General features: G+C 43.6%; 22 protein-coding genes and 1 other annotated feature. Of the genes, 1 reads left to right on the forward strand and 21 read right to left on the reverse strand.

Annotated elements, in window-relative coordinates:
• From QZZ35_RS02625 to QZZ35_RS02720, 20 genes are all read right to left on the reverse strand, one after another.
• A partial coding sequence (locus QZZ35_RS02625) for an aminotransferase class I/II-fold pyridoxal phosphate-dependent enzyme (protein ID WP_291236037.1) occupies window positions 1-1,052 on the reverse strand: 1,052 nt, incomplete at its 3' end.
• A 120-nt stretch (window positions 1,053-1,172) separates the two neighbouring features.
• The gene (gene spoVAD, locus QZZ35_RS02630) at window positions 1,173-2,210 is read right to left on the reverse strand and encodes a stage V sporulation protein AD (RefSeq protein ID WP_291236038.1); all 1,038 of its coding nucleotides are present in this window, start codon (window positions 2,208-2,210) and stop codon (window positions 1,173-1,175) included.
• Between the two features lie 16 nt (window positions 2,211-2,226).
• A complete protein-coding gene (locus QZZ35_RS02635; RefSeq protein ID WP_291236039.1) occupies window positions 2,227-2,673 on the reverse strand; it encodes a SpoVA/SpoVAEb family sporulation membrane protein in 447 nt (148 codons plus the stop codon).
• Between the two features lie 11 nt (window positions 2,674-2,684).
• Window positions 2,685-3,092, reverse strand: coding sequence for a stage V sporulation protein AB (locus tag QZZ35_RS02640; protein ID WP_291236040.1), 408 nt, complete (start codon window positions 3,090-3,092; stop codon window positions 2,685-2,687).
• Window positions 3,089-3,712, reverse strand: a complete 624-nt coding sequence (locus QZZ35_RS02645; protein WP_291236041.1) for a stage V sporulation protein AA — start codon at window positions 3,710-3,712, stop codon at window positions 3,089-3,091. Before QZZ35_RS02645 ends, QZZ35_RS02640 begins: the two co-directional genes overlap by 4 nt.
• Window positions 3,713-3,801: 89 nt before the next feature.
• Window positions 3,802-4,521 (reverse strand): SigF/SigG family RNA polymerase sporulation sigma factor, encoded by a 720-nt coding sequence (locus tag QZZ35_RS02650; RefSeq protein WP_291235006.1) that lies wholly within the window; start codon window positions 4,519-4,521, stop codon window positions 3,802-3,804.
• A 6-nt stretch (window positions 4,522-4,527) separates the two neighbouring features.
• The gene (gene spoIIAB / locus QZZ35_RS02655; RefSeq protein ID WP_291235007.1) at window positions 4,528-4,953 is read right to left on the reverse strand and encodes an anti-sigma F factor; all 426 of its coding nucleotides are present in this window, start codon (window positions 4,951-4,953) and stop codon (window positions 4,528-4,530) included.
• Complete coding sequence (locus tag QZZ35_RS02660) at window positions 4,940-5,278, reverse strand: STAS domain-containing protein (RefSeq protein WP_291236042.1); 339 nt, start codon at window positions 5,276-5,278, stop codon at window positions 4,940-4,942. The genes spoIIAB and QZZ35_RS02660 overlap by 14 nt, the downstream gene beginning before the upstream one ends.
• Window positions 5,279-5,338: 60 nt before the next feature.
• A complete protein-coding gene (locus tag QZZ35_RS02665) occupies window positions 5,339-6,748 on the reverse strand; it encodes a tetratricopeptide repeat protein (protein ID WP_291236043.1) in 1,410 nt (469 codons plus the stop codon).
• 11 nt (window positions 6,749-6,759) lie between these two features.
• Window positions 6,760-6,921 carry a hypothetical protein gene (locus QZZ35_RS02670; protein ID WP_291235010.1) on the reverse strand — a complete coding sequence of 54 codons (162 nt, stop codon included), beginning with the start codon at window positions 6,919-6,921 and terminating at the stop codon, window positions 6,760-6,762.
• Window positions 6,922-8,205 carry a bifunctional folylpolyglutamate synthase/dihydrofolate synthase gene (locus tag QZZ35_RS02675; RefSeq protein ID WP_291236044.1) on the reverse strand — a complete coding sequence of 428 codons (1,284 nt, stop codon included), beginning with the start codon at window positions 8,203-8,205 and terminating at the stop codon, window positions 6,922-6,924.
• A complete protein-coding gene (locus QZZ35_RS02680) occupies window positions 8,202-10,859 on the reverse strand; it encodes a valine--tRNA ligase (RefSeq protein WP_291236045.1) in 2,658 nt (885 codons plus the stop codon). The genes QZZ35_RS02675 and QZZ35_RS02680 overlap by 4 nt, the downstream gene beginning before the upstream one ends.
• Window positions 10,860-10,901: 42 nt before the next feature.
• Window positions 10,902-11,123 (reverse strand) — a binding site (T-box leader).
• 48 nt (window positions 11,124-11,171) lie between these two features.
• A complete protein-coding gene (locus QZZ35_RS02685) occupies window positions 11,172-11,876 on the reverse strand; it encodes an MgtC/SapB family protein (RefSeq protein ID WP_291236046.1) in 705 nt (234 codons plus the stop codon).
• Between the two features lie 33 nt (window positions 11,877-11,909).
• A complete protein-coding gene (locus tag QZZ35_RS02690) occupies window positions 11,910-12,275 on the reverse strand; it encodes a DUF1667 domain-containing protein (protein WP_291236047.1) in 366 nt (121 codons plus the stop codon).
• Window positions 12,276-12,277: 2 nt separating this feature from the next.
• Complete coding sequence (locus QZZ35_RS02695) at window positions 12,278-13,546, reverse strand: NAD(P)/FAD-dependent oxidoreductase (RefSeq protein ID WP_291236048.1); 1,269 nt, start codon at window positions 13,544-13,546, stop codon at window positions 12,278-12,280.
• Window positions 13,547-13,563: 17 nt separating this feature from the next.
• Entirely contained in the window at window positions 13,564-15,000 is a 1,437-nt protein-coding gene (locus QZZ35_RS02700) for an NAD(P)/FAD-dependent oxidoreductase (RefSeq protein WP_291236049.1), read from the reverse strand.
• Between the two features lie 23 nt (window positions 15,001-15,023).
• Window positions 15,024-15,752 carry a glycerophosphodiester phosphodiesterase gene (locus QZZ35_RS02705; RefSeq protein ID WP_291236050.1) on the reverse strand — a complete coding sequence of 243 codons (729 nt, stop codon included), beginning with the start codon at window positions 15,750-15,752 and terminating at the stop codon, window positions 15,024-15,026.
• A 156-nt stretch (window positions 15,753-15,908) separates the two neighbouring features.
• Window positions 15,909-16,472, reverse strand: coding sequence for a glycerol-3-phosphate responsive antiterminator (locus tag QZZ35_RS02710; RefSeq protein WP_291234443.1), 564 nt, complete (start codon window positions 16,470-16,472; stop codon window positions 15,909-15,911).
• A gap of 9 nt (window positions 16,473-16,481) precedes the next feature.
• Window positions 16,482-18,635: a DUF5716 family protein gene (locus tag QZZ35_RS02715; protein WP_291236051.1), complete on the reverse strand. Its 2,154-nt coding sequence runs from the start codon at window positions 18,633-18,635 to the stop codon at window positions 16,482-16,484.
• A 35-nt stretch (window positions 18,636-18,670) separates the two neighbouring features.
• Entirely contained in the window at window positions 18,671-22,213 is a 3,543-nt protein-coding gene (locus tag QZZ35_RS02720) for a DUF5717 family protein (protein ID WP_291236052.1), read from the reverse strand.
• Between the two features lie 107 nt (window positions 22,214-22,320).
• On the opposite strand from QZZ35_RS02720, the gene QZZ35_RS02725 reads away from it, so the two are divergent.
• Window positions 22,321-23,418, forward strand: coding sequence for a pyridoxal phosphate-dependent aminotransferase (locus QZZ35_RS02725; RefSeq protein WP_291236053.1), 1,098 nt, complete (start codon window positions 22,321-22,323; stop codon window positions 23,416-23,418).
• Window positions 23,419-23,480: 62 nt separating this feature from the next.
• Here the strand turns inward: QZZ35_RS02725 and QZZ35_RS02730 are convergent, their stop codons facing one another.
• Entirely contained in the window at window positions 23,481-24,119 is a 639-nt protein-coding gene (locus QZZ35_RS02730) for a hypothetical protein (protein ID WP_291236054.1), read from the reverse strand.
• Window positions 24,120-24,341: the final 222 nt, after the last annotated feature.

Genomic DNA, 24,341 nt, shown 5'->3' on the forward strand with positions numbered 1-24,341 from the left:
GTACAGAGCACGCCTGTCTTTTCCACCAGATCCATACAAAATTCTTCGGATGATGTATAACCTTCAGGAATCGGAGCCCACACAAACATGGTACCTTCACTGTCCGGCACATTCCATCCGATACTTCGAAGTCCTCCGCATAAAGCTTTATTTCGACGTTCATATTCTTCACACTGGGCCAGAACCGCATCCTGAGGCCCTTCCAGTGCAGCGATGGCACCGTACTGAACCGGTTTAAACACACCGTAATCAATCTGGCTTCGAACGGTCTTAAACTTCTGGATGATCTCTTTATTTCCTATAACAAAGGAAATTCTTGCACCTGTCAGATTATAAGACTTGGAGAGGGAGTAAAATTCTACGCCTACATCCTTCGCACCTTTATAATGAAGGAATGAACCACCCTTTCGTCCGTCATAGATAATATCTGAATACGCATTATCATGAAGCACAATAATATCATTTTCTTTCGCAAAACGAATGAGTTCCTCATACACCGTGTCATCCGCAGCAGCACAGACCGGATTCAGAGGATAAGAAACGATCATAAATTTGGCTTTTTTTGCAACATCCGCAGGAATTGCTGAAAAATCCGGCATATAATGATTTTCCGGTTTCAGATCATAAGTTACCGGCTCTGCACCACAAAGAAAAGGCCCGATTGAAAAAATCGGATATCCCGGGTTCGGAACAAGCACCACATCCCCCGCATCACACAAAGCAAGGGCAATATGCGCAATACCTTCCTGAGAACCGTTTACCGACATAATTTCTTCCGGTTCAATATGTACACCGTAACGTCTCTCATAGTGTCCGACTACCGCCTGAAGCAGTTCCGGAATATCCACCAGCGAATATTTATAATTTTCCGGATCCTGACATGCTTTATAAAAGGCTTCCATCACATGAGGTGCCGGCTTAAAATCCGGTGTTCCGACAGAAAGATTAAAAACTTCCCTTCCCTGCCGGACAAGTTCATCTTTCTTTTCATTCAATATTGCAAATATCCCTGCCTGAAATGAGTCCAGACGTTTTGCATAGTGAAATTTCATCTATATCACTCCTTAAAATTTTATCATTCCGTATGTATCCGATACCAGGGTTTCAACCTGCCTTTTAACCCTGGTACCATTTATCATTATAGACAAATATTGCAAAATATCAACCAAAAATCAATGCTTTTCTAAAACAATGCCGTGAGCAATGCCCGGTATCGTCATCCCTTCATTAAAACTTATTTTAGAAAGCAATGCTCCCGTCGGCACAAAGAGAACACGTTTCCATTCCCCCTCTTCCATTTTTTTAGTGATATAGCTGCATAACGTCACCGCTGAGCATCCGCATCCGCTGCCTCCTGCATGAGTATCCTGAGTTTTCGGATCAAATATTTCAATACCGCAGTCCATGTGATTTCCCCTTATGTCAAAGCCCTCCTCCTGCATGAGAGAAAATAAAATCGTCTGCCCCACTGTCCCAAGATCCCCGGTAATGATACGGTCATAATCCTCCGGTTTCCGGTGCATATCCCGAAGATGGGAAGCAATGACAAAGGCTGCTGCCGGTGCCATACATGCACCCATATTCTGGGAATCATTCACACCGTAATCGATGATTTTTCCTGTTGTCACTGCCATCACCCGTATACACCGGTCAGCAGACTGTTCGGAACAGATCATCGGATTTTCAAGTATAAGGGCACCGCTTCCCGTAACCGTCCATGTTGCCGCCAAAGACCTCTGATTTCCATAACCTAAAGGGAAACGGAACTGTTTTTCCGCACTGGCAAAATGGCTGGAAGTAACTGCCGCTGCCCTGTCCGCAAAACCGCCGTCGATAGACATAGCCGCCAGGCTTAAAGCCTCCCCCATTGTCGAACATGCGCCATAAAGTCCGAAATGGGGAATCTGCAGTTCCATAACACCGAAAGAAGTGGCAATCGTCTGCCCAAGCAGATCGCCGGCAAAGAGATAATCCATATCTTCCGGACGCAGAAAAGCCTTATCAAGTGCCTGTGTTACTGCCCTGTACTGAAGCTCTCCCTCCGCTTCCTCCCAACTCTTTTTCCCCATCATCGGATCCTCGCACACCGTATCAAAATAAGTTCCCAGAGGACCCTCTTTCTCCTTTTGACCGACAATAGATGCATAACTTCGGATAATCGGTGGATGTTCAAACCTAACCGTATATTTTCCCTGTCTTTTATCGCTCATTTTCCTTCCTCCAACTCTAAACAAGACCGATGCTTGTTAAAATCCAGTAGATAAATCCAAAAAACCAGCTTGTGACGATACCGTATAAAATTACCGGACCGGCAATATTAAAAATCTGACTTCCGATCCCAAATACCTGCCCTTCCCGTTTAAATTCAATGGCACAGGATGCAACCGAATTGGCAAATCCGGTAATCGGCACAAGATACCCGGCACCTGCAAATTTTGTGATTGGTCCCACAAGATTAAATCCTGTGAGCAGGACACTTGCCAGAATCAATATAAGCGTGGTGTAATTACTTGCAAGTGTATGCATAAGACCTGCGGATTTAAACCAGTCGCAAAGTATCTGCCCGATGACGCAGATCACGCCTCCGCTCACAAAAGCCTTCAAAAAAGAAAGCCATCCATTGACCTTCGGTGTTACATTTTCAACATACTCCTGATACGATTTCGGATCCATATTTTTCCTCCTCACATAAAAAAATCAATAATACCGCCAATCGCTTTTCCGAGAGCCATGGCACCGATCAGACATTTCATTCCCTGACGAAGCCCCAGCCTGTGAAATAAAATCGGAAAAACATTCAAAACTTCCGCCAGTGCCCCCACAAAGCACCCGATGTAGATGCCGGTAAACAATCCGCTGATCCCTGTAAACCAGAGCATTCCCTCCGCCAGCTTCCATTGATAAATGGAAAGAAGATTTCCAATAATACCTCCGGCCATGAAACAAACCTCATATCCCCGAATAAAGGCGGCACTCCGGGTCATCTGAGCCATCCGGTTCAGCACACCGATAGTGGCAATAAGAGCAAACAGGGCCGCGGACACGGTAAATCCGCAGGAAAGTCCGATCAACGCCAGTACCGTATTGGTCATTCGAATGTATTCCCCCTTCGCTCCTCATACTTTACATAAGAATCCACCACATCCTTCTCATATTTGTTCATTTGAACTTCCATGGCCGTTGGTGTTTTTCGCCCTTTCTTTTCAAAATGATGAAAAAATACAATAACACCAATGCCGATCCCAATCGAATAGGTCAGTTCCAGCACACCATTTCCTCCGCTTCTCCCTGTAAACATTTCATACAGGGTACGAAAAACATCCGGAACTCCCGCGTCCGCATTATAAGTCATGATTGTAAAGGCGGCTCCAAAAAAAGTGACAAGACCGACAAGAACAACCTGCACATAACCCAGAAGTTTTGAGGGCCGTTTTTCCTGAATCCAGTCTACCAGACATTCGGATGCCCCCACCGAATGGATCTGGATATTACTTCCCATGCACTCATAAATTTTCTTATATATATAGATCAGAGAAAAAACCGCCTTTTCCTTTTCTCCTTCCTGAAATGAATATACAATAACTTTTTCTGCCTGAGATTTTAATTCCTCGTCCTGACAATAGACACCGGCAACCTTCGATAGGGGCACATCCTTTTTCTCTGTGCGGACATGCTCGTCGAGTTTAATATATAAATCACTTTTTTCCGCCATTTTCATCACTCCTCTGCACCTTATTATTCCTGCCGGACAAAAAAAAATACATCTTTTGAAAAATCACTCTTTCAAAAGATGTATCATGCTTATGGATTTTTCAGACATTCCCGCATCCTCTGCAGTACCTTCTTTTCCATTCGTGATACCTGAACCTGGGATATACCGAAATAATCTGCGATCCGGCTCTGTGTCTCATTGCAATAATAACGCAAAATAATCAGTTCCCGCTCCTTCGCATCCAGATTTTCAAGAAGCTCTTCCACAAGAATCCGATCCAGCAATTCACCGTGACAATCCTTTTTTTCTACAAGCTTGTCCACAAGCCGCACCGGTTGTCCGTCATTTTGAAAAATAACTTTGTTCAGTGATTCAACTTCACACCCGGATTCCATGGCCGTGATCACATCCTCCGCCGCAAGTCCCGTACATGCACATAATTCGCTGAGTGAGGCCTCCCTTCCCTTTTTATGATTCAACGCTTCTCTTGCCTTCTGAATCTTCCATAAATTTTCCTTTAAAGACCGGCTCACTTTGATCATGCCGTCATCTCTTAAAAAACGCTTGATCTCCCCGGATATCATCGGAACTGCGTAGGTGGAAAACTTCACATCATACGATGTATCAAAATAATCGATAGCTTTCATAAGACCGATCACACCGATCTGAAACAGATCTTCTGCCTCATAACCGCGATGGGAAAACCGGCGGACCACACTCCACACAAGCCCCATATTTTTCTCAATAAGTAAATCTCTTGAATCTTTATCCCCTGATTTTGCGGCTAAAAGTAATTCAAGAAATTCCATATATATTCAGATCGCTCCCATTTTTTTCGTCATCTTTACCAGAGTTCCTTTCCCCGGTTCAGACACCACTTCTAATCCATCCATAAAGGCCTCCATAAAAGCGAATCCCATACCCGAACGATCCAGGTCCGGACGCGTCGTATACATCGGCTCCATTGCTCTTTGAATATCTTCAATGCCCACACCCTCATCCTCAATCTCTACAAATAACTCCCGATCCGCAATGCTTGCATGCATCCGTATATCGCCCTTTCCATCCTTATAACCGTGAATGATACTGTTTGTGACCGCCTCTGAGACAGCGGTTTTAATATCGGCCAGCTCCTCGAGGGTCGGATCGATTCGTGATACAAAGGCGGCAATGACCATCCTTGCAAAACTCTCATTTTCCGAACTGCTGTCAAAAATGACCATCATTTCATTTTTCTCCATAAATAATATCCTCCACCTTCTCATAGACACCGATGATCTTATGAAGTCCGGACACATAAAATAACTTTTTCACAGCGGGACACACACCGGATGCATACACATTGCCGCCGCTCATGGACAGATCCCTGTACCTGCTGATCAAAAGTCCCACACCCGAACTGTCCATAAAACCGGTCCCGTTAAAGTCAAAAATAATATATTTGATTCCGCGTTCCCGCTCAATCTTATGAAGTCCTGCCTTCAGACATTCAGCTCTGTGATGATCCAGCTCACTTCCGACATGTACAATAAGATAAGGTCCCCGCATTTCATATTCCATATCCATTTTTTACCCTCCAAAAAACAAAAGATGAATCCGAAGATTCATCTTTTGTTATCTATCATCTTATTCACTTTCTGTTTTACGATTCTCAATCTGTGTCAGATACTGCTGCGCATCGGATGCATATTCGCTGTCTCCGTAATTGTCAACAATCGTTCTGTAACAATTTCTCGCCTGTTCAAAATCGGTCAGATACTGATAAGATCTTCCCATATAATACCAGGATTCCACCGAATCCGAATCCAGATTCAGCACTTTTTTAAACATGGTTACCGCATTCATATAATCTTTGCTGCCATAGTACTGATAAGCCTCATCGTAAAGCTGTCCGATGACCGTATCCTTCGTTTTTGCCAGAAGAAAATCATAGACAGTCTGTGCATCCTGATCCGACAAGATATTTCTGTCCACTTCTGACAAGGTTGTTCCCGCTGAAACAAAATCATTATCCAGATAGGACTTGACGGCCTGGATCAGCAATATTTCATTATGGCTGGTGTCTGCCGCATTTCCGGAAGTATCCGCATCATTTGCCAGTTTATTATTTTCATTTGTCAGTTCATCGATCTGATTTTGGAGCAGTGCAATCTGTTTATTTCTATCCGATATCTCACCGCTGTATTCAACGATCGCTTTGTTATACTCTGCTGTCTTTGTCTTCTGGATCGACGGAACAAGCAGCAATCCCACAACGGCCGCGCCGATAATAATACCGATCAGAATATTGACAAAGGATAAGGTACTTGTATTGAAATCCGTATAATTATTGGCAGACTTCTCAATAACGATGGGATTTGGATCTTTAATCTGTACATAAGATGCCTTATGCCGCTCAATATCCCTGTTCTTTCTTTTCTGTCGGGAATAACCGACAAGTTCATTCATGTACCGAACGGTCGTCAGGTTATTTCTGTCCAGCTTAAGTGCTCTGGAGAGAATCTTTTTTGCCGCCGAATACTGCTTTCTCTGAATATATAAAAGCCCTAAAAGCTGATAAGCCCGGATATAATTCGGGTTCAGATTGACCACTTTCTTAAGCTCAATGATGGCCAGATCGCTGTTGCCTTCATCCAGGTACTGAAGCGCCAGATTATAATTCTGTATCGTACTGTTGATCACCTGGAGCTGCCCCTGATTCTCCTGGACTTTTTTTATATAATTCTTTGCGACATTGTTCTTCCCCTGAAAATGAACACTTATGACCCACTCACTGAGAGCCTCGACCGTCTCTCCCATCTGAAAGTACACAAGTCCGAGAAGATTTCTCGCCTTTGTATTGCGTTTATTATACTTCAGACTCATCTGCAGCGATGTGACCGCACCGCTCAAATCGCGTACTTTTGCCTTGCTCAATCCCTCATTATAATGCTGATTTGAGGCGTAAATAATACGCTTCATAATAGGATCTTCGCACTGACAGTTCGGGCATCGATATGTATTCTCAAGAGGCGTGGAACATTTCGGACAATTCATAGCCGTCCCCCCTAAACTTGTCTGAAGCGTTTCGGATCACGGCGAACTTCCTGCATCATCTCCTCGACGATATCAACGACATCCCGCAGATCATTCCTCTGAATCGCTTCCTCTGCCTGATCTACTTCAAGACTCGGTTTATATTTCTTCAGTTCTTCATCAAAGTTAATCATCTAAATTCCTCCCAGAATCTCCTTCACATGGCCGACCAGATAAAGAGAGCCTGTACAGATCAAAATGCCATCCTGTCCTTTCCATTCCTGCCCTGTAACAATAGCTTCACTTACATTATATGTTCCCTGAATGATTCCATGCCAGTTTTTCTTAAAATCTTCCATAACTTCATGAAAATCCCGACGGCGTCCATTATTGATCTCTGTGACGATCACACCCTTTAATCCTTTGATCTGACTCAAATGTCTTGCCATCTCCTGATAATCCTTATCCTCAGCCACGGCAAAAACAAGATAAATATCCTTTCCTGAAAATGCCATGTTCACCGACTCGACCAGTTTCTGAATACCGTCATCATTGTGAGCTCCGTCCACATAAACATTCTGTGCAACGGGCTCCATTCTTCCTGCCCACTGCATCGATTCGATCCCAGCCAGAATTGAGTCACGGAACCTGTCCCCGAACATCACTTCCAAGCCGGTCAATGCCAGACTGGCATTCTCAGCCTGATAGATTCCGCCGGTATTTAAGATTATATCATATTTTTCAAAATAAGGACACTGATAGGCGAAAGAAAGACGTCCTTCTCTGACACAAACATCTTGTATCCATTCTGTTCGGACCGGAAATACCGGACTTTCCTGTGACCTTGCCTGATCTTCGATCACATGGCTGACACTATTTGTCCTGGCAAGATAAACTAAAGGCACATGAGGTTTGATAATACCGGCTTTTTCCGACGCGATCTTCTCTACTGTATCTCCGAGGATCGCTGTGTGATCCAGACTGATCGACGTAATAACCGTAAGATCCGGCTTCTCCACCGCATTGGTCAAATCAAGTCTTCCGCCGAGTCCCGTCTCAATCACGCCATACGCAATACCTGCTTCTTCAAAAGCACACATGGCCATCAGATAAATAAACTCAAAAAAGGTGGGATGAGGGATTCCCTCGGTCATCTGTCTGTCGATTAGTTCCTTTACCCGATGAAATGCCCGGATAAAAGCTTCGTCGCTGATTTCTTCATTTCCGATCCGTATCCGCTCATTGATCCGGATCAGATGGGGGGATGTAAAAAGCCCGGTCTTAAATCCCATCCGGCGCAAAGCGGCTTCCATATAGGCGCAGACCGAACCTTTGCCGTTCGTCCCCGCCACATGGATATAATGAAAACTTTTTTCCGGGTTTCCTAAAAGCCTGAGTCTTTCCTGTGTCTGACAAAGACCCCCGGTCCGTGCGAACCGGGGAATCTCATACAGATATTTTACAACCTCTTCCATCATCCTTTTAAAGCTTCCAGTCGTTCTTCAACCTGCTTTAACATCTGTGTATATTTTTCCAGCTTATCCCGCTCTGCCTGAATCTTTGCTTCCGGTGCCTTGCTGACAAAGTTTGGATTGTTAAGCATTCCTGACGCTCTTGCGATCTCTTTGTGAAGTTTATCCACTTCTTTTTCAAGACGGGCTTTTTCTTCTGCAATATCAACAAGTTCTGCAAATGGCATGTAAATAACAGCCTGGTGGATCACTGTGGATACGGCATCCTTTTCAATGCCTGTCTCATCACTCTGAATAACAACTTCACTTGCATAAGCCAGTGTGGCAAAGAAAACTTTACCGTTTTCAAAAATGTGCTGAATCTCTTCGTTTTCAGATACAACGATCACTTTTGCTTTCTTACTTGGCGGTACATTCATGCCTGTACGTACATTTCGGATACCGCGAACAGCCTCTTTGATCGTCTCAACGGCAAGTTCATCGGCCTCAAAATTCCATTCCTCTTTAAACTCCGGCCATGAAGAAATCATAATAGATTCTTCTTCATCCTGAACATTGCAGAAAATTTCTTCTGTAATGAACGGCATGTATGGATGGAGTAATTTTAATGCCTGAATGAGTACGGTTTTTAATGTCCAGAGAGCAGCGGCTTTCGTCTGATCTTCATTATTATAGAGACGTGGTTTAACCATCTCGATATACCAGTCACAGAACTCTTCCCAAATGAAATCATAAAGCTTCTGAACAGCGATACCAAGCTCATATTTATCCATATTGGCTGTGACATCTTTTGCCAGTGTATTTGCTTTGGATAAAATCCATTTATCTGCCTGAGTCAGATCATCTAAGGTCACATGATCGATGGAAATTCCGGCTTCTTCAGCCTGTTCAAAATTCATCAGCATGAAACGGGATGCATTCCATACTTTGTTTGCAAAGTTACGGCTTGCTTCCACACGTTCCCAGTAGAAACGCATATCGTTACCCGGTGCATTACCTGTGACAAGGGTAAATCTTAAAGCGTCTGCGCCGTATTTATCAATAACTTCCAGAGGGTCAATACCGTTTCCGAGAGACTTACTCATCTTACGTCCCTGGGAATCCCGGACAAGACCATGGATAAGAACGGTATCAAATGGTACTTCGCCCATGTGTTCTAATCCGGAAAATACCATACGGATAACCCAGAAGAAGATAATATCATAGCCTGTTACAAGCACATTTGTCGGATAGAAATAATCCAGATCTTCTGTCTTATCCGGCCATCCGAGTGTGGAGAAAGGCCAAAGTGCAGAACTAAACCATGTATCCAGAGTATCTTCATCCTGAACGATATGTGTGCTGCCGCACTTGGAACATGTATGCGGTGCATCTGCCTTGCGGGCTACCATGATCTCGCCGCAGTCCTCGCAGTAATATGCCGGAATACGATGTCCCCACCAGAGCTGACGGGAAATACACCAGTCACGGATATTTTCAAGCCAGTGGAGATATGTCTTGTCAAAACGTTCCGGAACGAACTTAAGATCTCCCTTCTTCAGTGCCTCGATCGCCGGTTTTGCCAGTTCTTCCATCTTCACAAACCACTGCTGTTTGATGAGCGGCTCAACGGTTGTCTTACAACGGTCATGGGTACCCACATTGTGATTATAATCTTCAATGCGAACAAGAAGACCAAGTTCTTTTAACTCGTTAACGATCGCCTCACGTGCTTCATAACGATCCATACCGGCATATTTTCCGCCGTTTTCATTGATCGTCGCATCGTCATTCATGATATTGATCTGTTCCAGATTGTGTCTCTTACCCACTTCAAAGTCGTTAGGGTCATGTGCAGGTGTGATTTTTACCACTCCTGTACCAAATTCTTTATCAACATACTCATCTGCTACCACCGGAATCGTTTTATTCACGATTGGGAGAATAACATTTTTTCCGATGAGATGTTTATAGCGCTCATCATCCGGATGAACAGCAACCGCTGTATCACCGAGCATCGTTTCCGGACGGGTCGTAGCGATCTCTACCATCTCATCCGAACCTTCTACCGGATAATTAATGTGCCAGAAATGTCCGGCCTGATCTTCATATTCAACCTCTGCATCAGAAATAGATGTCTTACATACCGGACACCAGTTAATAATGCGGGCGCCTTTATAAATAAGTCCTTTTTCGTGAAGACGTACGAATACTTCCTCAACAGCCTTATTACAGCCTTCATCCATTGTGAAACGTTCTCTGTCCCAGTCACAGGAAGATCCCAGTTTCTTTAACTGGCTGATAATACGTCCGCCGTATTCCTTCTTCCAGTCCCATGCTCTTTCAAGAAAAGCTTCACGTCCAAGATCCTTCTTGCTGATGCCTTCCTCTTTCATCTTCTCAAGAATCTTAACTTCTGTCGCAATACTTGCGTGGTCTGTTCCCGGCTGCCAGAGAGCATTGTATCCCTGCATACGTTTGGAACGGATCAAAATATCCTGTAATGTATTATCCAGAGCGTGACCCATATGAAGCTGTCCGGTAATATTTGGCGGCGGGATCACGATCGTAAATGGTTTTTTGCTTCTGTCTACTTCTGCATGGAAGTATTTGTTGTCAAGCCATTTCTGATAAAGTTTATCTTCAATGGCCGCCGGATTATAAGTTTTCTCCAACTGCATCTTTTTTCCTCCTGTTAATAAAAAATGAAAGAGCTTTCACCCCATAAGGGCGAAAGCTCGCGTTACCACCTTAATTATGCACAAAACTGTACATATCTCTGAAGCCCTTAACGGAGCCACCCGTGACCGGCTACTTACCGAATGGTTTCACCCGTCCTGTTCAAAAGCTACCTTCAAAATCCGCTTCTCTAAATGACCTTTCAGCCCATGAGTCATTCTCTCTTTTAAGGCCGGATTCCTACTCCTCTTTCTCACCACATTTATCGTATGGAATATATTCTATTCAATAATACACCAAAAGTCAAGATGTACTTATATTTCTTCCACCGAATTCACGCCTTCCAGATTCTCTATGATCTTATGAACATCCACACCTTTTGACTTGGTGTTGACCTCGATGGACATGGTTGCACTGACGATATCATCTTTGTTTTTCTTGGATTTACTCAACTGAATACTTAAAAACTTAAACCCATTCTTTTTCATCTCCAGCATAAAAGGGGTAATATATTGTCTCGATTCAAATTCCACATAAAGATCATATACTCTGGAGTGTTCATAGGCATACTCGTCCACCCGCTCCATAAAATTATAAACAAAGAATACGATCAATGTGGCAAAAAAACCACCGGAATAAAATCCGATGCCTATAGCCAGTCCAATGCCTGAGGATGCCCACAAACCCGCTGCCGTCGTCAGACCTTTGATCTGATTGCCACCGGTCACCATGATCGTTCCGGCGCCTAAAAAGCCCACACCACTGACAACCTGAGCGGCCAGCCGGGCCACGTCGCCGTTTCCGCCGGATACGTAAGCATATATGTACTGTCCGGTCATCATGATCAGTGCAGCCCCGACACAGACCAGTATATGGGTTTTAAAACCGGCTCCCCGCTTCTTGACGCTTCTGAGGTAGCCGATACCGCCGCCGCACGCCGCTGCCATAAGCAGACGAATGAACACAACAGGAACACAAAAGGTATGAAGATATGTATTAATTGATGTGAACACTTCCATATTTGTATCCCCCTTTCCATTTTTTGACGTCTGCTAAAGGATATCTACATTTTTTGTTGCCACTACAGCCACACCGGTATCTGCAATATCAGAGACAATCACATCACCAATATGCACCGGTGCTTTCACAGTAACATTCTTAAGTCCACGCACAACATCAAAAATTTTATTTTTAGGAATATCCGACTTTGTCTTTACAGAAACCATCGGAATCTTTCCACCCTCAACCTTAACAATTGATGTGACGATTCGTGTCGGATTTGTTACCTCTTTACGTGCATATTCCTCGCCCCGTTTACATGTATGTCCTGTAATACCGACGATCTCACCGCTTTCCATCGTCACTGTGATCGCACAGCCCAGAGGACATCCGATACATGTCAATTCTCTTTTCTCCATGTTTACGCCTCCTCTACTCTAAAGGTAATCTTTTTCAGATCCGGATATTTAAGAAGCATCTCTTTTTTTAGTTTTACTTCTTCCATCTCACCCGGTGCGACTACCGGACGACGTTTCTTAATCACACGTTCCTCATCAAAATAAGCAGAAACATAACAATTTTTCTGAACAGCACCCACACGGAAACGTACAGTCAGTTCATCCTCCATCCGTTCTATATGGATTGTTTTAGGAACCGTATAGCGCACAATGCCTTCCGTACAAAGCTTCACCGCACTGCCCATATCCGATGTCTGTCCGCATTCACGAATGTAACGGGCAGCATTTTTTCCTGCTGCGGCTGCCTCTTCTGACACAAAATCAACCAGATCATGTACATGAAGAACGTTACCACAGGCAAAAACACCCGGAACGCTTGTCTCAAGACTTTCATTAACGACAGGTCCGTTTGTAACCGGTTCCATATCCACACCGATACCTCTGGACAATTCATTTTCAGGAATAAGACCACAGGAAAGAAGCAGTGTATCACATGTATAATGTTCCTCCGTTCCCGGAATCGGTCTGCCTGTCTGATCTACTTCGGCCAGAGTAATGCCCTCAACTCTTTCTTTTCCTTCAATATCCACAACTGTGTGGCTCAGTTTCAGCGGAATGCCGAAATCATCCAGACACTGTACAATATTTCGCTTCAGACCGCCTGAGAAAGGCATAAGTTCTGCCACAACTTTGACCTTTGCGCCTTCTAAGGTCATACGGCGGGCCATAATAAGGCCAATATCACCGGAGCCTAAAATAACAACTTCACGTCCAGGCATAAAGCCTTCGATGTTGACAAGTCTCTGAGCCGTTCCCGCAGAATAAATACCCGCCGGACGATATCCCGGAATATTTAAAGCGCCGCGCGGACGTTCACGGCATCCCATAGCAAGAATGATCGCTTTCGCCTGTATTTCAAAAAGACCGTCATTTCTGTTCATGGCTGTCACTTTCTTATCCGCTGTGATATCCATGACCATCGTATTTAATTTATATTCAATCTGAAGTGCCGTTACTTCATCAATAAAACGTCCCGCATACTCAGGACCGGTCAGTTCTTCCTTAAATGTATGAAGACCGAAACCATTGTGGATACACTGATTTAAAATGCCGCCCAGCTCATGATCTCTCTCAAGAATGATGATGCTTTCGAGTCCGCTTTTTTTCGCAGCCGCTGCTGCGGCAAGTCCTGCCGGACCTCCTCCGACAATGACCAGATCATAATGTAACATAGTGTGCACCATCCTTCCTATAATTGATCTTTTATCTGGCCGACGATCAGCTTTGAATGACCGCCGGATTTTGTAATATCGGCCATACGTACATGAAGTTCTCTCGCTAAGATTTCCATTGTTCTCGGAGAGCAAAAGCCGGCCTGACATCTGCCCATTCCGGCACGGGTGCGGCGTTTCACACCGTCAAGGGATCTTGCACCGACCGGACGGTGGATCGCATCGATAATCTCTCCTTCGGTGATCATCTCACATCGGCATATAATATTGCCATATTCCGGACGGGCCTCGATCAATGCCTTTCTGTCTTCAAAACTCAGTTTATTTGGATTTAAAATACCGCGGCGGACCGGAATAAAATCCGGGTTTTCCGAAAGGTCAAGCATCTTCGAAACAATCTGACTGACCATCACGCCGATGGCCGGTGCACTTGAAAGTCCCGGAGATTCAATACCTGCCACATCCACAAAACCTTTGGCATCTTTGACTTCACCGATAATAAATTCATGGTGATCTTCATGGGCGCGAAGACCTGCAAAGGATGTGATGACCTGGCGCATCGGAATATCCGACACTGCCTCCCCGGCTTTACTGATAAGAAAATCAAGTCCTTCTCTTGTCGTCGCCGTCGCCTCTTTATCTTCAATGTCGATGGCTGTCGGTCCGACTAAAAGGTTGCCGTGAATGGTCGGTGTCACAAGCACACCCTTACCGAAACGGTCCGGCAGAGGGAAAATCGTATGGGATACATGACCTCCCGCCGTTTTGTCTAAAAGACAGTAATCGCCGCGCCGTGGTGTGATATGGATTTTTTCCCCGCTGACCATATTGTGGAAATAGTCCGCATATACACCGGCAGCATTGATGACCACTTTTGTTTCAAAAACACCCTGATCTGTCGTCAAAGCATAACCGCCTTCAATCTTTTCAATCTTCTCAACCTTTGTATTCAATTTAAATTCCACACCGTTGACCGCCGCATTTTCCGCATAGGCGATGGTCATACCAAAAGGACAGACGATACCGGCTGTCGGTGCATAAAGTGCAGCCACCACCTGCTCTGTCAGATTCGGTTCAAGAGCATGGGCTTCCTCTGCATTAAGAATCCGCATATCCTTTACACCGTTTTTCTTTCCCCGCTCCAGGAGTTCTTCCAGCTTACCGATATCTTCTTCATGCACACAGACAACCATCGAACCGATCCGTTTAAAATCAAAATCCAGTTCTTTAGACATAGCTTCCATCATCTCATTGCCCTTGACATTAAGTTTTGCCATAAGTGAACCTGGTTCTGCATCATAACCGGCATGAACGATCGCGCTGTTGGCTTTGGACGTTCCTGCACAGACATCTTCTTCTTTTTCCACGACACAAATATCCGCTTTATAACGGGACAGCTCTCTCGCTGCCGCACATCCGGCAGCACCGCCGCCGATAATCATAATATCGTACATCTTACTCCTCCAAAATCCGTTGACTATTTACTGTAACTTTCCTGAATCTCACGGACGATATCCGGATAATTTCCGATGACCGAATCCACGCCCCGCTCAAACATCGCTTCGATCTCTTCCCGTTCATTCACTGTCCAGGTGTTGATCTCCAGATTGTGGGATTTAATCTCAGCCACATGCTCCGGTGTCATATTTTTATACATCGGATGATAACATTCCACACCGACAGAAGATACATAAGCTCCCGCATTGACCAGCCAGGATTCCTCCAGAAGTCCGCATTTGATCGTCGGATCCAGTGCTTTCATGCGAAGAATAGAAAAATGATTAAAGGAAGAAATAATCATCCTATCCTTCAGACCATATTCCTGAATCATGGCATAAACCTTTTCTTCAATGCCCGGATACTCAAACACACCGGTCTTTAATTCAATGTTAGTGATAATATCCTTATCTTTTACAAGTTCCATATACTCTCTCAAGGTTGGAATATGCAAAACTCCATATTCCGGAAAAATATAAGAGGCGTCCAGTTTCGACAGCTCCTCATAGGTATAATCCTTCACATACCCTTTTCCGTTTGTTGTCCGGTCCACAAGTTCATCGTGAATGATCACCGGTACACCGTCCTTTGTCAGATGAACATCATTCTCGATACCATCTGCTCCGGCCTCAATTGCTTTTTCAAAAGCGAGCATCGTATTCTCCGGATACTTTCCGCTGAAACCTCTGTGTGCAAAATTTTTCGTCATTTTCCTTCCCTCTTTCTTTCTGTCAAAAAAATGTAAGGCGAAACAGACAGTCCTGAAAACTGCCTGTTCCGCCTCTCTTTCTCTCTAAAGCGTTTTACATTATCCTGCTTTCATCATACCACTTATACCGATGAAATGCAACGAAAAATCCTGTCATTACTGTAATTTCCAAAGATTCTCATTCGTTGTCGATATAGCATCTGCCCCCGCAGACAATGCGCCCATCACATCTTTTTTATCGGTCAGAAGACCGCCCGCAATCACCGGAACATTTACAAACGCCCGAATATCTTTCAAGATTTTCGGCATAATTCCCGGCATGATCTCCACACAATCCGGATGATAGATCTCAATCTGACGTTTGGAATTCTCAAGTGCGATCGAATCAATAATAAAAAATCTCTGTATCGTCAAAAGACCTAATTCTTTTGCCCGTTTGACGATCATAGGCTTCGTACTGATAATACCGTCCGCCTGTGTCGTATTTTTAATAAAATCCACAGAAATTTCTTTACTGCTCAGCCCATTGACAAGGTCCATATGAACGATGGCCCTTTTGCCTCCGTCTTTCACCCGCTTTACAATATCACCGATATTGCATACATTTCCAAATAAAATGAAAACCACCTGACATTCTGTCTTAAGACATTCGCCAAGACCGCGTTCATCCTTAATTGCAGCAATGACCGGTGATTCAACTAATATTTCTGAATCCACCATAATGCACCCCTATAAATTACGGTATTCTCCCTTCTGTTTTTCCAGCCATTCAAGAATCTCAGGACAAATTCCATCCCACTGACTCTCGCTATGTATATCCTTTATCTTTTCGATCATGATCGATGTTTCATCCTGACTGACTGCATCCTTTGCTTCATCAAAACGTCTGCATATTTCGGACACTTCCTCCGGTGACATATTCATCCGGCCAGTCTCCTGCATCATCTCCTCGTCCATGCCCATGATCATCATCATCATCATCATACTATCCCTCGATGTCTCTGAATGATTCAGCTCAAAGGCTTTTGAAAAGCACTCAAGTGCCGCACTTCCATGACCAAGTTTTGCAAATGCAACACCCATATTGTGATACACATTTCCGAGGAATTCCTGACTGACTTCCTCTTCGGTCTCTTCTACCATCAGATCAACCTTTTTGTAGGTCTCGATCGCTTCCAGAAGCTTCCCGTATCTCAAATAGTTATCGCCTTCAACTTTCCGGTTTTCAATCGGATTCTGCATCTCAATCTCTTCGATGATCCCCTGCAGTGCTTCGACTTCATCCTTCGAATAATAGTCCACCGACATGAGGACCGTGCGAACCATCTCTTTGACGGTACGTTTATTCTTTTTCGCCTCACGAAGCCGCTTGACAAGTCCCCGTTCCTCCAGATTCTTATCGATCCAGTAAATCAGATCATCGCCGAAGGTCTCGTCGCTCACCGCATAAACATTTTGATAAATATAATAGCATAATTCCTCACAGCTATAAACACGCATGCCGCTCAGATTAAAGTAAAACGGGACCGTATTCATCTTATTGTGCATCAAGATCAGTCTTCCGGTCTCATGCCCATCCTTTGCCTCCAGCTCTTTATCATTATAAATATCAAACACTTTTTCAATCGTCTTGTTCGCCGGCGGGTAAAATTCCCCAAAGCCCATATCCTGCAAAGTGACATGGCACTTTGAAACATCCTCAAAAAACAGGTTCATCCGGATATAATGAGTTCTGTCCGGACGTCCCTCCGCAAAATCCATTTCGTTGAGCGGGATCTTAAGCGTATAGTCATTTCGTCCCACATAATCTAACAGATGAAGTGTTACATGATCCATATTCTCCGGAATAAAAGTGATTTCTGACTGAACATCATACCACACCTGTCCCGCCTTCACCAGCTCTTCGTTGACAATCTCTCTTTTTTTGCTTCCCCGGACATAGATCATACGGGAAATAACATCATCGTTCAGAGCGATAAATCTGTCTGAAGTCAAAAGCCCTTCTGCCTGCAGACTGTAATAGCAGGCACCTCTTGAAAAAATATTCGACCCGATAAAGCCCTTTCTGTGATGGCAGAGGGTTTTTAAAGAAAGATGTGCCCAGTCTCCGTCAAATCCCTCTCCGGTCAGATAAACCGTTGAAATAATTTTATTTGCTGTTACTTTCTGAACGATCTCAAAAAACCGTCTGTCCAGTTCCGGCGGTGACATCTCGCCGATCTCACTTCCATTAAGATATTCCTGAAGCGGAATGGTCGTAGCCATCGCCGCCGCAGGTGTTCTCTTTTTCGAAATGGACAGATGATAATAGGTCATTCCCTTTCTGGAATAATCAAAAAGTCCCACATCATGCTGCCATAATTCCTTTTTCTGATTCAGCGCATAATACTCATAAGCGGATACATGGCTGATAACGTTCAAACGTTTTTCTTCAAAGGACAGCATCTGACAGAGGGGACGAAGCGCATCAACGCTGCCCTTTCCAAATTTTTCGACAGCCACTGTCAGCTGCCCGATATGCCAATGAGGATAGTACTTTGTCAGCAGATTCAGACTCTCCCTTATAAAAATCCGGGTCAGCTCTGCACAGGTATAAAATCTGTCCGCCACTTTAATAAACTTATCCGATTCCAAATCCTCTGCAAAATTCTCTATCAGGACACCTCTGCGCTCATTGACGGCTTTCCATGCCTCATACCCGCAGACCCATGAATCTTCATCTTCACCAAGCAGGCAAAGCACTGTCGGTATCCGGTCCATCATCTTCTGTCCGATATAACATATCGTATCTATATCCTGTGTTTTCTGGTTATAACAGCTGATCTGGATATAATCATTACACAGATCATATCCGATAATCAGCTCTTTTGTTCGATTGTCCATAAACTTGCCCTTTTCTTCCTGTATTCTTTCTCTGTTTAGAGTATATCCAATACTTTTTCCGCGAGAAGTTTTCTGTCATTGTAGGTTTTCGCCGTCCGGTAAAACGCATCATAATCATTAAAATCTTTCTGCAGTATCATCCGGTCGATATAATCTCTTCCGCTGACAAGCTCTGCTTCACCATTGACCTCAGGTAAAATCTCCTGACACTCACTGACCGTGATATCCTCACCGTCATGATCCAGTGCCTGACAGATCAGTTTCTCATCCGCAAACAGGGTCCATGATTTTGAAAAGATGCCTCCATAAACATTCTGCATATTTTCTTCCTGCCATTTTCCGGTCTTTTCTCCCTGGTCAATGCGGAAACGCACTTTGACGGTATGGCCCGGTTTTGTCGTATAGACTACACAGGCTCTGTCAATCAGTTCCTTCGGAATATCTGTCTGATACATAAAAGATTTAAACCATGGAACAAGAACACCTCTGCTTAAAAACCGGCGGACTTCCCGGCATATCCACACATTATACGCCTCGCCCCACTCACGGTTCTCCGAAAAATGTTTCAGCATGGCCAGACTGCATATGTCTCTTCCTCGTCCCATCTGATCCATCTCGATCTCCATATAATGGAAAATACTTTCTTTCACATCCATATGGCGCGCAAGATAACCATAAGCACTATAGGCCAGATAGGCCTGGACGATCTTAATATTCGGACGATAACAATAATAGGAATCAAAAATGACCCCACTCTCTTCCACCTTGTCTTCGGTAAACAATACCTGACAGAGTATCTTCTCCTCAATCTGATGAACCTTGACTTCAAATGCTCCGGCAGCCTGCCATATATCCATATAGTCCTCTGTTGTTCCGATATAGTACCGATTCAGATAATCAAGGATCACCTCATCATAGGTACCTTCCCTGAAAACATAAAAGGCCATCTCAAGAAGAAGCGCCTCTTCTTTGTAGGCTTCTTTTCGGATCATCCGGGATGTCAGGCGCATTAACCGCTTGTTCTCGATACCCTCGTAACCATAAATACCGATGGCATCAAAGGCTCTGTTATAGAATCCGCGCTGAATATAATAATCAATAATATTGGCTCTCTCTTCCTCTCCGAGAAGATGGATATCCAGACGGACCATATATTTTTCCAATGTTTCGCCCTCATAATTTTCATAAAAAATGTCAATGAGGTTCTTTAAAATATTCCTTCTGTATTCATCACGAATCGAGCTGATCCGAAGTGTGCGCTTGAAGACTTCGACCGAATTATCATCCACCATCTGGTACTTCAGTGCCTTTTCACTCCGGTTCATCAGAATCTTACCGTTATCCGGATGCATCTCAAGACAGGCCTGAACAAACTCTTCCTCATCCAGCAGCTTATTAATCTCATATTCCACGGACCGCATATACCGATTGCCCTCCGCATCCTCGAAAGCAATATTATACTCATCCATAAAAATGTCGACAAAGGCTTTGCCTTCCGTCATCGGATAACTGAATTCTTTATTGATTTCCCGCATTGTAACAATAACATTGACAATTCCCGGCTGATCCGACATGATCTGATGTTTAAACAGAACATCCGGCAGTTCCTTTGCCAGCTTGATATTCATCTTATCCGGTGCCAGATAAAATTTATAAAGGCAGGCCAGATTCTCATTCATATGTCCCTGACTTAACTGATCATACACAAAGGCCTTTATAATATTATTATAAGATATAAAAATACGCTCGATCTCGCTTCGGTTTCGAATGATGTAAGCATAAAGAAAGGCTTTGCGCTGCCAGTTTAACTGATTATTATACCTGAAATACAGAAGAATCGGTATCGGAAGCTTATCCACCTTTTCCTCATCCAATGACTGCATATAATATTCATACAAACGTGTAAGACTGAGGGTATGATTGATGCCTTCCAGATACCAGTGATTATATTCCGGATCCACTTTATTTCCTTTAATAAGTGTGCTGCACACTGCCGACAAAAGAAGCTTACTGTTCTTTTCATTATAAAGTGCGATCAATGTCTTTAAAAGGACCGGATGATAATTCTTGCCTCGGATCGCCAGATCCGCATACTGTCCAACAAGCATGGAATCCAGCAGTTTATTGCGTTTTCCCCAACTAAAGAGCTGAACTTCAAAATCCTCAACCTCCCGCACAAGCGAAGGGTCATCATTAGCCAGACGAAGAGCTTCCTCATACATCAGCGGACTGCGGCATCCTTTATAAAATTCTGCCTTAATACATTTAAAACTCAGTGTGGCGTTCAGCATCAACCGCTCATCGATCTGAAGGAGCATCCACAAAACTTGCCAGCAATCACAGGGACCCTCATAAAATTCCCACAGCCGCGTAATGACATAATGGACATAATCCGGTTCTGTCCGATAAAATGTGGTCAGATAAAGATGATAACAGTAAAGGAGTAAAGAATCCTTTCTAAGTTCCCGTGCATTCATCGGGCTCACAATCTCCTTGCCCTTCTCCACCTCATCCGTCAGCATAAGAAAATGGGCTTCCATGAGCGTATACAAAATATCATCACTGTTATTGCGGCAGCAGTCCACAGCTTCTCTTGTCTCTCTGCACCACTTTTCCTTATCAATCCTTCCGGCCTTATAATCCAGATACAGATGACAAATTTTAAAAACACTGCTCTTCACATCTGCCTCCGGCCCCTTCTCCTCTCTGACGATTTCCTGATGACACGCCACTTCAATCGTTATCTTCTGAGAAAAAGTATTCAGAATGATCTTGCCATGATTCTTCCCCCGTTTTAAAAACTCCGGATTAATAAAATATTCCAGCTCATAACAGCTGTCAGAAAAATCCAGCGTTGTCAGACGTTTTTTATAAACGCTTAAAAAATCGCCTTCCACGGAAATAAAAATCTCCTGATATCCCCATGTACTCTTCTCCAGAGTAATCTTCCCACTGACATTTTCGGATACATCTTTGTAAAAGATCTCTTTCTGATCTGCACTTATGGAGATCGGTTCTTTTTTCTTCAGTGTGTATAAAAACTCTTCCATCGCCTGATGTGGATTTTTTGCCTTCATCAGCTTTTCATAAACATGGGCATAAATCTTATTAATAAGAAAAACTCTCGAAAAATCTTCAGATTTAAAAAGATCCACGGCTTCATGCCAGCGTTCGAGAGCTAAAATCGTAAATTCCTCCAGATTTCCCACTTCACCCTCATCTGTCATACAATAAGGGGAGCACACAACTGCCCTAAAAGGGATCTGTATCACACCACCGTTACTGACAATGCTGATATATCCCTCTGACTTCTCTCCCGGTTCCATATTCTCTGCCGAAAACTTAAAATGAATCCGATTATCTCTGCCGATAATATCCGTCTCTTCACACTTCATCTGTCTGCAGGAGGAAAAAACTTTCGCACGCACGCTGACCTCATTCGTTGAGTAGACAGAGAACTCCCCGGAAAAACTTCTTCCCGATTCGACCTTAAGATCGATCTGTTCCTCTGAAACCCGGATATCCGGACATCCATATTCAAATATGCCTTTTGACAATAAGTTTATTTTTTCTTTCAATTTCTATCTCCTGTTTATCATTTGCATTTTTAAATGAAATGTACTAATATAGATTATAACACTACATTGAATACTGGTGCAAGAAAAAGTAATAAGGGAGTAATATTATGACACAGAAATCCGAACATTTTCACGGCAGCGATCTTGAAAAAATAGAGGCAATTTACCATATTCCCCGTGAAGAAATTACCAGCTTTGCGGCGAATGTCAACCCGATTGGAATTTCCCCAAAGCTGCGCGCCACTCTGGCAGAACATATTGATGACATCACAGGTTACCCGGAAAGGGAATATACTTCTTTGAGAAAATGTATTGCAGACTATGTTGATACAGATTTTAAAAATATCATCGTGGGAAATGGTTCCACTGAGCTCATTTCCCTCTTTATTCAAATATTGAAACCACATAAAGCTTTGATTCTCGGCCCGACTTATTCTGAATATGAACGTGAAGTAACTCTCGCAGGCGGCACTTCACGCTATTACCGTCTGGATGAAAGCCGCAGTTTTTCCGTTCACATTGATTCTCTGTCAAAACAATTGACAGAATCCATCGATCTTCTGATCGTATGCAACCCAAACAACCCGACATCCACTGCCATCTCCCGCTCAGATATGCGGAAGATCCTTGATATCTGTAAAGAAAACGGCATCTTTGTCCTTGTTGACGAAACCTATGTGGAATTTGCCGAGGACATTGACAATATTACAGCAATTCCTCTGACTCAGTTTTATAATAACATTATTGTCCTCCGGGGCATTTCCAAGTTTTTTGCCGCTCCGGGTCTTCGTCTCGGCTATGCGGTCTGCGGCAACCGGGATCTGATCAAAGAAGTCGTCGGACATCAGGACCCGTGGACCATCAATACGCTGGCTGCCATCGCCGGTGAGATCATGTTCACCGATGAGGATTATATTGCCGAGACACGACAGCTGATCTCCTCCGAGCGAGAAAGAATCTGTAAGAAACTGGACAGCTTCCGGGATGTGAATTACTATGAACCGAAAGCCAATTTCATACTTGTAAAAATTCTCCGTGATGATGTGACCGCCATGGACGTTTTCGAAGCAGCTATTAAGAAAAAACTGATGATACGTGACTGCTCCGATTTCCCATTTTTGGATAACCGATATTTCCGTTTCTGTATTATGATGCCGGAAAAAAATGATGAACTTCTTGCAGTTATCGAAGAACTGTTAGGATAAAAAATAATCCCGTGGAATTCGATGCCTTTTCGCAAAGGATTCTCCACGGGATATTTTTTTAATCAAAAACTGGCTCCTGTTGCCAATGCAAGCACAGATTTAAAAATTGGCGGTATATTGGCACTCTGTTTATATGTCATGATCACATGTTTGTCATCGAGACGTTCTTTCATATCCAACTGTTCGGATAACAAATCACCCTTCTGTCCGTAAATCGAGCGGACAGACAAATCAAAATCTATGTAGTCATTGGAATTATTTACTCTGAAGCGCTGACGTTCATAATCGACGATCACACCGATTGTTCTGAGATTAACCTTGATCTCCAGATACAATGCATTCAGCACCGGATAATCACTCTCCTTCAGCCAGTGGACATCACCCCTGAAAATCTGCTGGCACTCCGCATAAGTAATCGGCGCATAATCTTTATAGATCATATCGGAACGGCGACTCTTTCGTTCGACCATCAGATGTTCTCTGTCGAAATTCACCATAACGATACTGTAAATATCTTTATCTGAAGCTGACATATCCCATCCGCCTTCCAGATAATTTATATCATTATTAAAATAGATCTTTCGTATCCGGTCCTTTCCGCTGCACCGGTTGATCGGAGATGCCTGAATTGTCTTCATCATATAACTATAATCTTTGATATCCAATACATTACTATTCTCATAGTATACTTCTCTGTCCATCAATTATATAATCATCCTTTCCTTCTTTGTTTACCCCTTTGCCTTCATTTACTATTATATGCTCCACTTGTGAAAAAATGATGTATAATTGCTTAATAATTTCTAAATAATGCAGGGACAGGTTCCTTGACTCAGATAGGGGTAGGGGGGACAGGTGACCCCAGTCACAATGCCATTTAGACTCAATATCTAAATGAATACTTTCAAAAAAATATTATATTT

This window comes from Frisingicoccus sp. (assembly GCA_016298055.1).
Classification (GTDB): domain Bacteria; phylum Bacillota; class Clostridia; order Lachnospirales; family Lachnospiraceae; genus Frisingicoccus.